General features: G+C 74.4%; 14 protein-coding genes and 1 riboswitch. Of the genes, 9 read left to right on the top strand and 5 right to left on the bottom strand.

The genetic code is table 11. The features are described from left to right. Genes ABZS66_RS17665 through def form a run of 3 tightly spaced genes read right to left on the bottom strand, consistent with a single transcriptional unit; the run spans position 1 to position 2,934 of the window. Positions 1-1,380, bottom strand: a complete 1,380-nt coding sequence (locus ABZS66_RS17665; RefSeq protein WP_354758802.1) for a transcription antitermination factor NusB — start codon at positions 1,378-1,380, stop codon at positions 1-3. A gap of 53 nt (positions 1,381-1,433) precedes the next feature. Beyond that, positions 1,434-2,378 (bottom strand): methionyl-tRNA formyltransferase, encoded by a 945-nt coding sequence (gene fmt / locus ABZS66_RS17660; RefSeq protein WP_354758755.1) that lies wholly within the window; start codon positions 2,376-2,378, stop codon positions 1,434-1,436. A 7-nt stretch (positions 2,379-2,385) separates the two neighbouring features. Continuing rightward, a complete protein-coding gene (def, locus tag ABZS66_RS17655; protein ID WP_354758753.1) occupies positions 2,386-2,934 on the bottom strand; it encodes a peptide deformylase in 549 nt (182 codons plus the stop codon). Between the two features lie 47 nt (positions 2,935-2,981). Here def and ABZS66_RS17650 point away from each other — a divergent pair, with 47 nt between their 5' ends. From ABZS66_RS17650 to ABZS66_RS17640, 3 genes are read left to right on the top strand one after another with little or no spacing between them, the layout of a single operon-like run. Further along, positions 2,982-4,055, top strand: coding sequence for an amidohydrolase family protein (locus ABZS66_RS17650; RefSeq protein WP_354758751.1), 1,074 nt, complete (start codon positions 2,982-2,984; stop codon positions 4,053-4,055). Positions 4,056-4,058: 3 nt separating this feature from the next. Continuing rightward, positions 4,059-5,789, top strand: coding sequence for an ABC transporter ATP-binding protein (locus tag ABZS66_RS17645; RefSeq protein ID WP_354758749.1), 1,731 nt, complete (start codon positions 4,059-4,061; stop codon positions 5,787-5,789). Further along, positions 5,786-6,403 carry an AAA family ATPase gene (locus ABZS66_RS17640; protein WP_354758747.1) on the top strand — a complete coding sequence of 206 codons (618 nt, stop codon included), beginning with the start codon at positions 5,786-5,788 and terminating at the stop codon, positions 6,401-6,403. The genes ABZS66_RS17645 and ABZS66_RS17640 overlap by 4 nt, the downstream gene beginning before the upstream one ends. Here the strand turns inward: ABZS66_RS17640 and ABZS66_RS17635 are convergent. Further along, a complete protein-coding gene (locus ABZS66_RS17635) occupies positions 6,383-6,913 on the bottom strand; it encodes a hemerythrin domain-containing protein (protein WP_354758745.1) in 531 nt (176 codons plus the stop codon). The two genes, ABZS66_RS17640 and ABZS66_RS17635, sit on opposite strands and share 21 nt — an antisense overlap. A gap of 51 nt (positions 6,914-6,964) precedes the next feature. Here ABZS66_RS17635 and rpe point away from each other — a divergent pair, with 51 nt between their 5' ends. The 6 genes from rpe to ribH all read left to right on the top strand — a co-directional run bounded on the left by rpe (position 6,965) and on the right by ribH (position 12,359). Beyond that, the gene (rpe, locus tag ABZS66_RS17630; RefSeq protein ID WP_354758743.1) at positions 6,965-7,645 is read left to right on the top strand and encodes a ribulose-phosphate 3-epimerase; all 681 of its coding nucleotides are present in this window, start codon (positions 6,965-6,967) and stop codon (positions 7,643-7,645) included. Then, positions 7,642-8,601: a response regulator gene (locus ABZS66_RS17625; RefSeq protein ID WP_354758800.1), complete on the top strand. Its 960-nt coding sequence runs from the start codon at positions 7,642-7,644 to the stop codon at positions 8,599-8,601. The genes rpe and ABZS66_RS17625 overlap by 4 nt, the downstream gene beginning before the upstream one ends. 69 nt (positions 8,602-8,670) lie before the next feature. Next, positions 8,671-8,816, top strand: a riboswitch (FMN riboswitch). Positions 8,817-8,922: 106 nt separating this feature from the next. Then, positions 8,923-9,942: a bifunctional diaminohydroxyphosphoribosylaminopyrimidine deaminase/5-amino-6-(5-phosphoribosylamino)uracil reductase RibD gene (ribD, locus tag ABZS66_RS17620; RefSeq protein ID WP_354758741.1), complete on the top strand. Its 1,020-nt coding sequence runs from the start codon at positions 8,923-8,925 to the stop codon at positions 9,940-9,942. Between the two features lie 3 nt (positions 9,943-9,945). Then, a complete protein-coding gene (locus tag ABZS66_RS17615) occupies positions 9,946-10,542 on the top strand; it encodes a riboflavin synthase (RefSeq protein ID WP_354758739.1) in 597 nt (198 codons plus the stop codon). Further along, positions 10,539-11,879, top strand: a complete 1,341-nt coding sequence (locus ABZS66_RS17610) for a bifunctional 3,4-dihydroxy-2-butanone-4-phosphate synthase/GTP cyclohydrolase II (RefSeq protein WP_354758737.1) — start codon at positions 10,539-10,541, stop codon at positions 11,877-11,879. The genes ABZS66_RS17615 and ABZS66_RS17610 overlap by 4 nt, the downstream gene beginning before the upstream one ends. Before the next feature lie 3 nt (positions 11,880-11,882). Continuing rightward, a complete protein-coding gene (gene ribH / locus ABZS66_RS17605) occupies positions 11,883-12,359 on the top strand; it encodes a 6,7-dimethyl-8-ribityllumazine synthase (RefSeq protein ID WP_354758735.1) in 477 nt (158 codons plus the stop codon). Between the two features lies 1 nt (position 12,360). Here ribH and ABZS66_RS17600 read toward each other — a convergent pair whose 3' ends face one another. Further along, positions 12,361-12,843 carry a hypothetical protein gene (locus tag ABZS66_RS17600; RefSeq protein ID WP_354758733.1) on the bottom strand — a complete coding sequence of 161 codons (483 nt, stop codon included), beginning with the start codon at positions 12,841-12,843 and terminating at the stop codon, positions 12,361-12,363. Positions 12,844-12,931 lie beyond the last annotated feature (88 nt).

Raw genomic sequence — 12,931 nt, 5'->3', positions numbered from 1 at the left:
TCAGGAGGTGCGGCGCAGGAGGGCCAGGAACATCGCGTCCGTGCCGTGGCGGTGGGGCCACAGCTGGACCGTCGGGCCCGTGCCCATCTCCGGCAGCGACGGCGGCAGGTACGGCCGGGCGTCCACCAGGTCCATCTCGATGTCCGAGCGCCGCGCCGCCTCCGTCACCGACACCGAGGTCTCGGCCTGGTGGGGCGAGCAGGTGACGTACGCGACCAGGCCGCCCGGCCGGACCGCGCGGAACGCCGACTGCAGCAGCTCCCGCTGCAGGCGGGTCAGCGGCGGCAGGTCCGACGGCTGGCGGCGCCAGCGGGCCTCGGGGCGGCGGCGCAGCGCGCCCAGGCCGGTGCACGGGGCGTCGACCAGGACCCGGTCGAAGCCGCCGACCGGCAGGTCGCGGTCGCGGCCCACGTCGCGGCCGTCGGCGTTGATGGTGTACACCGGCAGGCCCGCCGTCGCCGAGGCGACCAGGGCCGCGCGGTGGTGGGCCACCTCGACCGCGGTCACGTGCGCGCCGCGGTCGCGGGCCAGCGCGCCGAGCAGGCCGGCCTTGCCGCCGGGGCCGGCGCAGAGGTCGAGCCACGTCTCGTCGCGGCCGTCGAGCGGAGCCGTCGCCAGGACGTTCGCGACCAGCTGGCTGCCCTCGTCCTGGACGTGGGCGCGGCCGTCGCGCACGGCCGCGATCGCCGCCGGGTCGCCGCCGGACAGCACCACCGCGTAGGGGGAGTACCGCCCGACCGCCGCGCCGCGCAGCGAGGCCGCCAGGTCGGCGGCGTCGACGAGGCCCGGGCGGGCGCACAGGTGGACCGGCGGGGCCAGGTTGTCGGCGTCCAGCGCCAGCTCGGCCTCCTCGAGGGAGCCGAGGGCGTCGGCGAAGGCCCGCACGATCCACGACGGGTGGGCGTGGGTCAGGGCGGCGCGGTCCACCGGGTCGGCCGGCGCGAGCCGGGCCAGCCAGGCCGAGCGGTCGGTCTCGGCGACCCGGCGCAGGACGGCGTTGGCGAAGCCGGCGGCGCCGGGCACGAGCGAGCGGACCAGGTCGACCGTGGTCGCGACCGCGGCGTGGGCGCCGACGCGCAGGTGGAGCAGCTGGTAGGCGCCGAGGCGCAGGGCGTCGCGCACCGGCGGGTCGATGCGCTCCATCGGCCGGTCGGCGGCGGCCGCGACGATCGCGTCGAGGGTGCCGGTCTGGCGCAGCGTGCCGTACGTCAGCTCGGTCGCGAACGCGGCGTCGCGCCCGGTGACCCCGGACGAGCGCAGGATGCGGGGGAGGACCAGGTTGGCGTAGGCGTCGTCGCGGTGGACCGCCGCCACCGCCTCGTACGCGGCCTCGCGGGCCGGGTCGAGCGCCGGCCGCCCGCCCCGCGGCGGTCGGGCCAGGCGGTCGTCCCGCCCTCCGGACGGCCGCGCGCCCGGACCACGGCGCGCCGCCCTCAAGACGCCAGCTCCCCTGACTCCACGCGGGCGCCACGCGCCCAGGCATCGGCGGGCATCGCTTTCTTCCCCGGCGCCGTGACGCTGCCGAGCACGACGGGCACGGTCCCGGTGCCGATGAGGACCCGGTTGCGCTCGACGAGCAGCTCGCCCGGAGCGGGCGGCCGCGGCCCGCCGATGACGGTGGCCGCGGTCAGCGGCGTGACGGGCCCCAGCTTGAGCCGCTCGCCGCGGAACGTCGTCCACGCCCCGGGCGCCGGGGTGCAGGCCCGCAGCCGCCGGTCGACGGCGAACGCCGGGTCGGTCCACCGGACCTGGGCGTCCTCCACGGTCAGCTTGGGGGCGAGCGAGACGCCCTCGTGCGGCTGCGGCACCGCGGCGAGCGAGCCTGCCGCGATCCCGTCGAGGACCCGCACCAGCAGCTCCGCGCCCGACACCGCGAGGCGCTCCAGCAGGTCGCCCGACGTGTCGCGCGGCCCCACCGGCTCGGTCAGCGTGCCGTACACCGGGCCGGTGTCGAGGCCCTCCTCGAGCAGGAAGACGCTGGCGCCGGTCATGTCGTCACCGTGCAGCACCGCGTGCTGCACGGGCGCCGCGCCGCGCCAGGCGGGCAGCAGCGAGAAGTGCAGGTTCACCCAGCCGTGGCGGGGGATGTCGAGGGCGGTCCGCGGCACGAGCGCCCCGTAGGCGACCACGGGCGCGCAGTCGGGCTCGAGGGCCTTGAGCCGGTCGAGGAACTCCGGCTCGCGCGGCCGGGCCGGGGTCAGCACCGGGATGCCGCGCTCCGCCGCCCACGCCGAGACCGGCGACGGCACGAGCTGGCGGCCCCGGCCGGACGGCGCGTCGGGCCGGGTGACGACCGCGACGAGCTCGTGCTCCGAGGCGGCGATGGCGTCGAGGGCGGGCAGCGCGACCGCCGGGGTGCCCGCGAAGACCAGCCTCATCCGCGCCTCACCGGATCCCGAAGAGGCCGTGCGGGCTGGACTTGACCACGGGCGGGGCGTCGGGGTTGTACCACTCGGCCGCGCGGATCTCCTTCATCGCCTGCTTGCGGCGGTCGGCGTCGAGCCGGTCGACGAACAGCACGCCGTCGAGGTGGTCGGTCTCGTGCTGCGCGCAGCGCGCCATGAGGCCGGTGCCGACGATCTGGATCGGGTCGCCGTGCTGGTTGAAGCCCTTGGCGATGACGTTCTGCCGGCGCTTCGTGTCGACGTAGACCCCGGGGATCGACAGGCAGCCCTCGGGCCCGTCCTGCTCCTCCTCGTCGGGGAACTCCAGGACCGGGTTGACCAGGTGACCGACCACGTCGTCGACGTCGAACGAGAACACCCGCAGGCCCACCCCGATCTGCGGGGCGGCCAGGCCGGTGCCGTTCTGCTGGGCCATCGTGTCGAGCAGGTCCTTGACCAGCTTGCGCAACTCCTTGTCGAAGTCCACGACGGGATCGGCCGCCGTGCGCAGCACGGGGTCGCCGAACAGGCGGACGGACTGGACGGTCAAGCGGCACCTCATATCTGATCCGAGTCAATCAAGTCTAGTGTGACCGGGTGACCAGCCTGCACCTGCGTGGCACCGTGCTGCCGGAGGGTGAGCTCCGCGACATCTGGGTGGTGGGCGGCCGGCTGACGTTCACCCGGCCGCGCGACGGCGCGGTGACCGTGGTGGACGGCGGCTACCTGCTGCCCGGCCTGGTGGACGCCCACGCGCACCTCGGCCACGACCCGGCGACGATGGCCTTCGATGCCGGGATGTTCACCGCGGCCGCGCTCGCCTACGCGGAGGCCGGCACGACCCTGCTGCGCGTGCCCGGGCACCGCGCGCCGATCCCGGCCGAGCTGCGGGCCGACCCCCGCCTGCCCCGCCTGGTGACCGCCGGCGAGTGGCTCGCCTGGAGCGGCCTGCACGACCTCGACGGTCCCCAGTCGGCGCCCGGCGACCTGACCGCGGCCGCGGTCGCGCAGGCCCGGGCGAACGACGGGTGGTGCAAGACCTACGGCGACTGGGAGCCGTTCACGCCCGCGGTTCCAGCAGGTGTACTGCGGGAGCTGTGCACGGCCGTCCACGCGGCCGGCGGCCGGGTCGCCGCGCACTGCCAGACCGCGGAGGGCACCCGCAACGCGGTCCTCGCCGGCGTCGACTCGATCGAGCACGCCTGGTACCTCACCGCCGACCTCCTGGAGGTCCTGGCCCGGCGCGGCGGGGCGGTCACGCCGACCTGGTCCGGCTTCCTCCCGCACGTCGCCGACGTGCGCACCAAGCCCGAGGGCCCGCGCAAGGACTGGTTCCTCGGCGGCGTCGAGAGCCTGCGCACCGCGACCGTCGCCGCCCACGAGGCCGGCGTGACCGTGCTGGCCGGCACCGACTCGCTGGCCTTCGGCGACGTGGTGACCGAGATCGAGCACCTGGTGGCGGCCGGCCTCCCGGGCGCGGCCGCGGTCGGCGCGGCGAGCTGGGACGCCCGCCGCTACCTGGGCTTCCCGGGCCTGAGCGGGGCCGGCGCCGAGGGCGCACCGGCCGACCTGGTCGCCGTCCCGGACGACCCGCGCCGCTTCCCGGGTGTCCTGCGTCACCCCTCGCTCGTGCTGCTCAGCGGTACCACAGCGGGGACTGGCTACCGTTGACCCGTGGCGGATGAACGGGCGGCCGTCGGACTGCGGTCGTTGTTGCCCTACCTGCGGGACCATCGCGGCACCCTCGTGGTCGTCGGGGTCCTCTCCCTCGCCGGGTCGGTCACGACCCTGGCCCAACCACTGCTCACCCGGCAGGTCCTCGACGGGCTCCAGGCCTCCCGGGCCGTCGGCGGCACCGTGGCGGTCCTCGTGGCCGTCCTGGCCGGCGTCGCGCTGCTCAACGCCCTGCGCGACTTCCTGCTCCAGCGCACCGCCGAGGGCCTGGTGCTCACCGCGCGGCGGCGGCTGACCCGGCACCTGCTGCGGCTGCCGATCAGCGAGTACGACCGGCGCCGCACCGGCGACCTGCTGTCCCGCGTCGGCGCCGACTCGACGCTGCTGCGGGCCGTGGTCACCGCCGGGCTGTTCGAGACGGTCACCGGCGTGGTCATGGTGGCCGGCGCGGCGGTCGCGATGGTGCTGCTCGACCCCGTGCTGTTCCTCACCGCCGGCGCCGGGCTGGCGCTGGGGCTGAGCATCGCGCTGGTGTTCGCCCGCCGGGTCCGCCCGGCCTCGGAGGCGGCCCAGGCGCGCATCGGCGAGATGACCAGCGCGGTCGAGCGGGCGCTCACCGCCGCCCGCACGATCCGGGCCAGCAACGCCGAGGCCCGGGAGATCGCCGCCGTCGACGTGAGCGCCACCGAGGCGTACCGCGCCGGCGTGCGCATCGCGAAGCTGGAGGCGCTCGTCGGGCCGGCCAGCCTCGCCGCGATCCAGGGCGCGTTCCTGCTGCTGCTCGGCGTCGGCGGGGCCCGGGTCGCGGCCGGCACGATCTCCGTCGGCGACCTCGTGGCGTTCGTGCTCTACCTCTTCTTCCTGGTCATGCCGCTCGGCCAGGCCATCCACGCGTACACCCAGCTGCAGACCGGCCTCGGCGCGCTCCAGCGGATGGAGGACGTGCTGGCCGTACCCCTGGAGGCCGACGACGGCACCCGCACGCCGGCGCCCGGCCCGGTCGCGGTCGCCTTCGACCGCGTGACGTTCGGCTACGGCGGCACCGGCGAGCCCGTCGTGCGCGACGTGTCGTTCACCGTGCCGTACGGGACGCGCACCGCGCTGGTCGGGCCGTCCGGCGCCGGCAAGTCGACGCTGCTGCAGCTGGTCGAGCGCTTCTACGACGTCACCGGCGGCGCCGTGCGGGTCGCGGGCGTCGACGTGCGGGAGCTGCCGCGCACGGCGCTGCGGGGGATGCTCGGGTACGTCGAGCAGGAGGCGCCGGTGCTCGCCGGCACGCTGCGGGAGAACCTGCGCCTCACCGTCCCCGACGCGACCGACGCGCAGATGCTGGCGGTCCTCGACGCGGTGAACCTCGCCGACATCGTCGGCCGCACCCCGGAGGGCCTCGACGCGCAGGTCGGCGAGGGCGGCGTGCTGCTCTCCGGCGGCGAGCGGCAGCGCCTCGCGATCGCCCGCACCCTGCTGGCCGCGCCGCCGATCCTGCTGCTCGACGAGCCGACGTCGAACCTCGACGCGCGCAACGAGGTGGCGCTGCGCCAGGCGATCGACACCGTCGCCCGCAACCGGACGATGATCGTCGTCGCTCACCGGTTGTCGACGGTCGTCGATGCCGACCAGATCGTGGTCATGGACGGCGGCCGGGTGGTCGCGACCGGCCGGCACGAGGAGCTGACCGAGACCAACGCGCTGTACCGCGAGCTCGCGACCAACCAGCTCCTCGTCGCATGACCCCGGCCGACGTCTGGGTGGTCGCCGGGCCGCCGGGGGCCGGCAAGTCGACGGTCGCCGGCCTGCTGCTCGGGATGCTGTCGCCGGTGCCGGCCCTGCTCGACAAGGACACCGTCTACGGCGACTTCGTGGCGGCCACCCTCGCCGCCGGGGGCCGGCCGCCGGACGAGCGCGAGGGCCCGTGGTACGACGAGCACGTCAAGGTCCACGAGTACGCCGGCCTGGCCGCGACCGCCCGGGAGATCCGGGCCCACGGCTGCCCGGTCCTGCTGTCCGGCCCGTTCACCGGCCAGATCGGGGACCCGGCCCGGTGGGCGGCGTTCGTCGCCGCGCTCGGCGGCGACCCGGTCCGGCTGGTCTGGGTCCGCTCCGACCCGGCGACCCTGCGGGAGCGGCTGATCGCCCGCGGCTCGCACCGCGACGGTCAGAAGCTCGCCCACTGGGACGAGTTCCTGGCCGCCATCCCGCCGGAGCGTGCCCCGGCGGTGCCGCACCTCGCGGTGGACAACCGCCGCGACGCCCCGCCCCTGGCGGAGACGCTGGCCGAGACGCTCAGGGACGGGCCGCGCACGCCAGGGTGGTCCGGGTCCGCGTCACCCCCCGGACGTCGCTGAACCCCGCCCCGGCTGGTCGGGGAGCAGCGCGGCCACCGCGTCGCGGGCGCCGCAGCCGGCGGCGATCAGGCGGTCGCGCTCCGCCAGCCAGGCCGCGCCCAGGGAGGCGCGGGTGTCCGCGTCCAGGTTCAGGCGGGCGTCGTTGAGCAGGGTCCGCTCCTCCTCGTCCAGGTGGTGGGCGAGCGAGTTGGCCAGCTTCCCCAGCGCCCGGTCGAAGTCCTTCGACGTCACGTCGGCCACGTCGAGGAGCGCCAGCAGCTTACGGTGGCCGTCGGCGTGCTCGTCCTCGCCGTGCTCCACGTGGTCCTCGCCGCCGAAGAGCTCACGCAGCTTCGGGTACACCTCCGACTCCTCGGCCAGGGCGTGCGCCACCAGCAGGTCGGCCAGCTCGGCGCGCGTCGAGGCGCGGCCGGCCCGCAGGGCGTCCCGGTCGGTGTCGCGGGTGCGGAGCCGGCGCAGCAGGGTCTCGAACCGCACGTGGTCGGCGATGATCGCGTCGACGACATCCATGTCGGCCATTGTCGCAGTTGGGCGGCGGCGGGCGCACAGTACAGTGAGCGGGTGCAGGAGAACGTGCTGATCGCGCCCTCGATTCTCGCCGCGGACTTCGCCCGTCTGGCTGACGAGGCGCGGGTCGTGGAGGGTGCGGCCGACTGGCTGCACGTCGACGTCATGGACTACCACTTCGTCCCCAACCTCACGATCGGGCTGCCGGTGGTGCAGAGCCTGCGGAAGGCGACCACGCTGCCGTTCGACTGCCACCTCATGATCGCCGACCCGGCCCGCTGGGCCACGGGGTATGCGGAGGCGGGGGCGTACAACGTCACGTTCCACGCCGAGGCGGCCACCGACCCGGTCGCGATCGCCAAGGACCTGCGCGCGGCCGGCAGCCGGGCCGGGCTGGCGATCGACCGCGACACCCCCGTGGAGGGGTATCTCGACGTGCTGCCCCACTTCGACCTGCTGCTGATCATGACGATCAAGGCGGGCTTCGGCGGCCAGCGGTTCCTGCCCCACCTGCTCGACAAGGTCCGCGCCGCCCGCCGGCACGCCGACGCCGGCCACCTGGAACTGCGCATTGAAGTCGACGGCGGGGTGGCCGAAGATACCATCGCGGCCTGCGCTGCAGCGGGTGCCGACACGTTCGTGGCGGGCACCGCGGTCTACGGCGCCGACGACCCGGCCGCCGCGGTGCGCAAGCTCCGCGCCACGGCCGCAGCGGCCAGCGCACAGACGGGATAGATGTGGGCGAGCCGGACGTCATCCTCGTGGTCGACGACGACGTCGACATCGCTCGCTTCATCAAGGTCAACCTCGACCTGGAGGGCTTCGACGTCCTGCTGGCGCACGACGGCGAGACCGCGCTCGACATGATCGCCCGGCACCAGCCGGCCCTGGCCGTGGTCGACTGGATGATGCCGCAGCTCGACGGCCTGGAGCTGACCCGCCGGCTGCGGGCCGACCCGATGACCGCCCCGATGCCGATCATCCTGCTCACCGCCCGCGGCCAGACCGCCGACAAGGTGATCGGGCTGCAGGCCGGCGCCGACGACTACCTGGTGAAGCCGTTCGACACCATGGAGCTGGTCGCCCGGGTGCGCTCGACGCTGCGGCGCAACCAGGAGAACCGGGAGGTCTCCCCGCTCACCGGGCTGCCCGGCAACAGCCGCATCCTGCGCGAGATCACCGACCGGGCCCGGGCCGGCAGCGACTTCGCCGTCTCGCACGTCGACATCGACCGGTTCAAGCCGGTCAACGACGTCTACGGGTTCGCCCGCGGCGACGAGTTCATCACCGCGCTGGCCCGGGCGCTGCACCGGGCGGTGGTCGCGGTCGGCCTGCCGCCGGCGTTCCTCGGCCACATCGGCGGCGACGACTACCTCGTCGTGTGCGCCCCCGAGCAGCTCAAGGACCTCACCACCAGGGCGATCCTGGAGTTCCAGAACGCCGCCGACGCCCTCTACGACCCGATCGACGCCGAGCGCGGCTACATCGAGGTCGTCCAGCGCAACGGCGAGGTCCAGCAGGCCAACCTGGTCACCCTGTCGATCGGCGTGGCGATCGGCACCCCGTCGGCGGGCGGGTCGCTCAGCGACCCGCGCGACATCATCTCCGTCGCCACCGAGATGAAGTCGGTCGCCAAGAAGCACCACGGCAACTACGTCGCCGTCGACCGGCGGGGCATCGTCGGCCTGTGACGCATGTCCCTCCCCCGGGACGGCGGTAAGGACCGCGTTCGTGTGGCAGACTCGGGTTACGTACCCACCACGCGCTGGCGGGGCTCGGTGCAATTCCGAACCGGCGGTGACCGGCCGAGAGGCCGGAAGCCCGCGACCCGGCCGAAGCCATCGGCCGGTGGACCTGGTGTGAGTCCAGGGCCGACGGTGAAAGTCCGGATGGGAGTTCAGCGCGCGGAAGCAGGGGCCGGCCCGCGCGTCCGCGCGTGAGCTGTCGCCCCCTGCCGCCGTCGTGTCCCCATCAGCCCTCCTTCGCGTGACCTTGACCGCGCGGGAGTTGGCATGGACGAGCAGGACCTCATGCGCCGAGCCGTGGAGCTCGCGCGCCTGAGCCTCGGCGAGACCAGTCCCAACCCCAACGTGGGCGCCGTCATCGCCGCGCCCGACGGCACGGTCGTCGGCGAGGGGCGCACGGCGCCGGCCGGCGGGCCGCACGCCGAGGTCAGGGCCCTGGAGCAGGCCGGCGAGCGGGCCCGCGGCGCCACCGCGTACGTCACGCTGGAGCCCTGCAACCACACCGGCCGCACCGGCCCCTGCACCGAGGCGCTCATCGCCGCCGGGGTGGCCCGGGTCGTCGCCGGTGTGCGCGACCCCAACCCGGTCGCCGCGGGTGGCCTGGAGCGGCTGCGGGCGGCCGGCCTCCGGGCGGAGATCGGCACGGTCCTGCCGGAGTTCGCCCGGGACGCGATGGTCGGCTGGCTGACCGCCGTCGATCGCGGCACCCCTTACGTCATCTGGAAGTTCGCGGCCACGCTCGACGGGCGCTCCGCCGCCGCCGACGGCACCAGCATGTGGATCACCTCCCCGCAGGCCCGGGAGGACGTGCACCGGCTGCGGGCCGGCGTCGACGCCATCATCGCCGGCATCGGGACCGTGCTGGCCGACGATCCGCAGCTCACCGTGCGCCTGCCGGACGTGCGGCGCAACCCGCTCCGGGTGGTCGTGGCGGGCACCCGCAGTGCGCCGGCGACCGCGAAGGTGCTCGATGACAGTGCGTCGACCTGGGTCGTGACCGGGAACGGCGGACCGGTCGAGCTGCGGCCGATGCTGCAGGAGTTGTACCGCCGGGGCGTGCGCTCGGCGCTGCTGGAGGGCGGGCCGACGCTCGCCGGCGCGTTCCTCGCCGAGGGCCTGATCGACCGCGTCGTCGCCTACCTGGCCCCCAAGCTGCTCGGAGCCGGGCCGGCCGCGCTCGGCCCGGCGGGAATTTCCACGATCACCGAAGCATTGACGCTCGACGTTGTCGACCTCGCCAGGATCGGACCCGACGTCCGCCTGACGGCAACTGTGAAAGGTGTGTGACCAGTGTTCACGGGCATCATCGAAGAGCTCGGGACGGTCGTCTCGATCGACGAGCTGGGCGACTCGGCGCGGCTGGCCATCCGCGGCGCCACCGTCACCTCGGACGCCGCGCACGGCGACTCGATCTCCGTCAACGGGGTGTGTCTGACCGTGGTCGACAACGCCGACGGGGTCTTCACGGCCGACGTGATGGGCGAGTCGCTGCGGCGCTCCACGCTCGGGTCGCTGCGGACCGGCGCGCCGGTCAACCTGGAGCGCGCCGCCACCGTCGCGACCCGCCTCGGCGGGCACATCGTCCAGGGCCACGTCGACGGGGTCGGCGAGGTGCTCGCCCGCGAGCCCGGCGACCAGTGGGAGACGGTGACGTTCTCGCTGCCGTCGGCGCTGGCGCGGTACGTCGTCGAGAAGGGCTCGATCACCGTGGACGGCATCTCCCTCACGGTCACCGCCGTCGATGACGACAGTTTCTCGGTCGGGCTCATCCCGACCACGCTCAAGCTCACCACCCTCGGCGCGCGCAGCGTCGGCGAGCGGGTCAACCTGGAGGTCGACATCATGGCCAAGTACGTGGAGAAGCTGCTCGGTTCGGTGCGGTCATGAGCGCCCCGCAGCGGAGCGGAGGGGGCGCTCATCAGGAGGCTCAGCGCGCTTTCGGTCTCGGACCGGCGCCGGAGCGAAGCGGAGGCGGTGGGCCGACGGCGCCGGTCACGGACCTGGACCCGATCGAGCGGGCGATCAAGGACATCGCCGCCGGCAAGGCCGTCATCGTCGTCGACGACGAGGACCGCGAGAACGAGGGCGACCTCATCTTCGCCGCCGAGCACGCGACGCCCGAGCTGGTGGCGTTCATGGTCCGCTACACGTCGGGCTACATCTGCGTCCCGATCACCGAGGAGGAGGCGGACCGCCTCGACCTGCCCCCGATGTACCGCACGAACCAGGACCGCCGCGGCACCGCCTACACGGTGACCGTCGACGCCCGGTTCGGCGTCTCGACGGGCATCTCGGCGGCCGACCGCGCGCACACCATCCGGCTGCTCTCCTCGCCCGACACCGCCCCGACCGACCTCTCCCGCCCGGGCCACGTCGTGCCGCTGCGGGCGAAGGCCGGTGGCGTGCTGCGCCGGGCCGGCCACACCGAGGCCGCGGTCGACCTGGCGAGCATGGCCGGGCTGCGCCCCGCGGGCGTGCTGTGCGAGATGGTCAACGACGACGGCACCATGATGCGGCTGCCCGACCTGCGCCGCTTCGCGGAGGAGCACGACCTCTCGCTCATCAGCATCGCCGACCTCATCGCGTACCGCCGGCACACCGAGCAGCAGATCGAGCGGGTCGCCGAGACCCGGCTGCCGACCGAGCACGGCGTGTTCCGCGCCGTCGGGTACACCACGATGTTCGACAACGGCGAGCACATCGCGCTCGTCTACGGCGACCTCGGCGACGGCGAGGACGTGCTGGTCCGGGTCCACTCGGAGTGCCTCACCGGCGACGTGTTCACCTCGGTGCGCTGCGACTGCGGCCCGCAGTTGCAGGCCTCGATGCGGATGGTCGCCGCGGAGGGCCGGGGCGTCGTGCTCTACATGCGCGGGCACGAGGGGCGCGGCATCGGCCTGATGCACAAGCTGCAGGCGTACCAGCTGCAGGATCTCGGCCGGGACACCGTCGACGCCAACCTCGACCTGGGCCTGCCCGCCGACGCCCGCGACTACGGCACCGGCGCGCAGATCCTGGTCGACCTCGGCATCAAGACGATGCGGTTGCTGACGAACAACCCGGCCAAGCGGGCGGGCCTGGAGGGGTACGGTCTGTCCGTGCTGGGTCGCGTGCCCCTGCCGACCCGGCCGCACCCGGAGAACGTGCGCTACCTGCGCACCAAGCGGGACCGGATGGGGCACCTGCTGGACGAGCTGGACGAGGTCGCGGAAGGACTTGCGTAAGAGATGGCTGGTAGTGGAGCGCCCGTCCTGCAGCGCGTGGACGGCACCGGACTGACCCTGGGCATCGTGGCCACCCGCTGGCACGCCGAGCTCGTCGACCACATGCTCAACCGGGCGATCGAGGCCGGGGAGGCGTCGAACGTCGACCACATCACGGTCGCCCGGGTCGACGGCGCGGTCGAGCTGCCGGTGCTGGCCCAGGCCCTGGCCCACCGCTTCGACGCCGTGGTGGCGCTCGGCGTGGTGATCCGCGGCGACACCGCCCACTTCGAGTACGTCTGCCAGTCGGTCACCGACGGGCTGACCCGGGTCGCCCTGGACGCGTCGACCCCGGTCGCGCACGGCGTGCTCACGGTCGACAACTTCGACCAGGCCCGCGACCGGGCCGGCCTGCCGGGCTCGGCGGAGGACAAGGGCTACGCCGCGACGCTGGCCGCGCTCGACGCCGCCCATGCCCTCCGGCAGGTCGCCAAGTCGTAGCTCAGACGGCCAGGGCGGTGGCCAGGGAGTCCCGGAACGAGCGCTCGGCCGGGGTGACCTGCTCGCCGCCCAGGCCGAGCACGCCGCCGGTGCGGGAGGCGCTGACCACCGCGTCGGTGACGGTGACGAGCCAGAAGCGGTACGCCTCGGCGTCCTCCGGGTCGGCCTTGGCGATCAGCAGCTCGTGCGCCTCGCCCGCGCGCGTGAGCACGTCGGCGATGCCCGCCTCGCGGTCGGGGAACTCGATGACCGGGGGCTCCTCGCCCTCCTCGATGTCGCCCTGCCGGGCGACCACCTCGGCGGCCACCTTCTGCACCAGCGACGACGACGACCCGCGGCCGTCGGCGATCGCCGTCATGCCGACCGTCCACTCGTCGCGGGTGCGCCGGCTGCCGTCCGCCTCCGCCTGGGAGGCCGCGATGAGCACGGACTGCGGCAGGCCCACGAGGAGGCCCCACTCTTCGTCGCTGTAATCCACATCCACGAGCGACAGATTATCCGCGGTGCCGATCAGGTAAACCGACGGGCACGTTCGCGCGTCAGTGATGCGTGATGGCCAATGCCGGGACGAC

Origin of the sequence: Dactylosporangium sp. NPDC005572 (genome assembly GCF_040605515.1) — a bacterium.
In the GTDB taxonomy this organism is placed as follows: domain Bacteria; phylum Actinomycetota; class Actinomycetes; order Mycobacteriales; family Micromonosporaceae; genus Dactylosporangium.
The sequence above is the reverse complement of the archived record's forward strand: the minus strand, read 5'-3'. Positions and strand labels throughout refer to the sequence as shown.

Coding starts and splice junctions, on each gene's coding strand:
- fmt (WP_354758755.1), bottom strand. CDS start 2,378: ATGAGGCTGGTCTTCGCGGGCACCCCGGCGGTCGCGCTGCCCGCCCTC.
- ABZS66_RS17640 (WP_354758747.1), top strand. CDS start 5,786: ATGACCCCGGCCGACGTCTGGGTGGTCGCCGGGCCGCCGGGGGCCGGC.
- ABZS66_RS17635 (WP_354758745.1), bottom strand. CDS start 6,913: ATGGATGTCGTCGACGCGATCATCGCCGACCACGTGCGGTTCGAGACC.
- ribD (WP_354758741.1), top strand. CDS start 8,923: ATGGACGAGCAGGACCTCATGCGCCGAGCCGTGGAGCTCGCGCGCCTG.
- ABZS66_RS17610 (WP_354758737.1), top strand. CDS start 10,539: ATGAGCGCCCCGCAGCGGAGCGGAGGGGGCGCTCATCAGGAGGCTCAG.
- ribH (WP_354758735.1), top strand. CDS start 11,883: ATGGCTGGTAGTGGAGCGCCCGTCCTGCAGCGCGTGGACGGCACCGGA.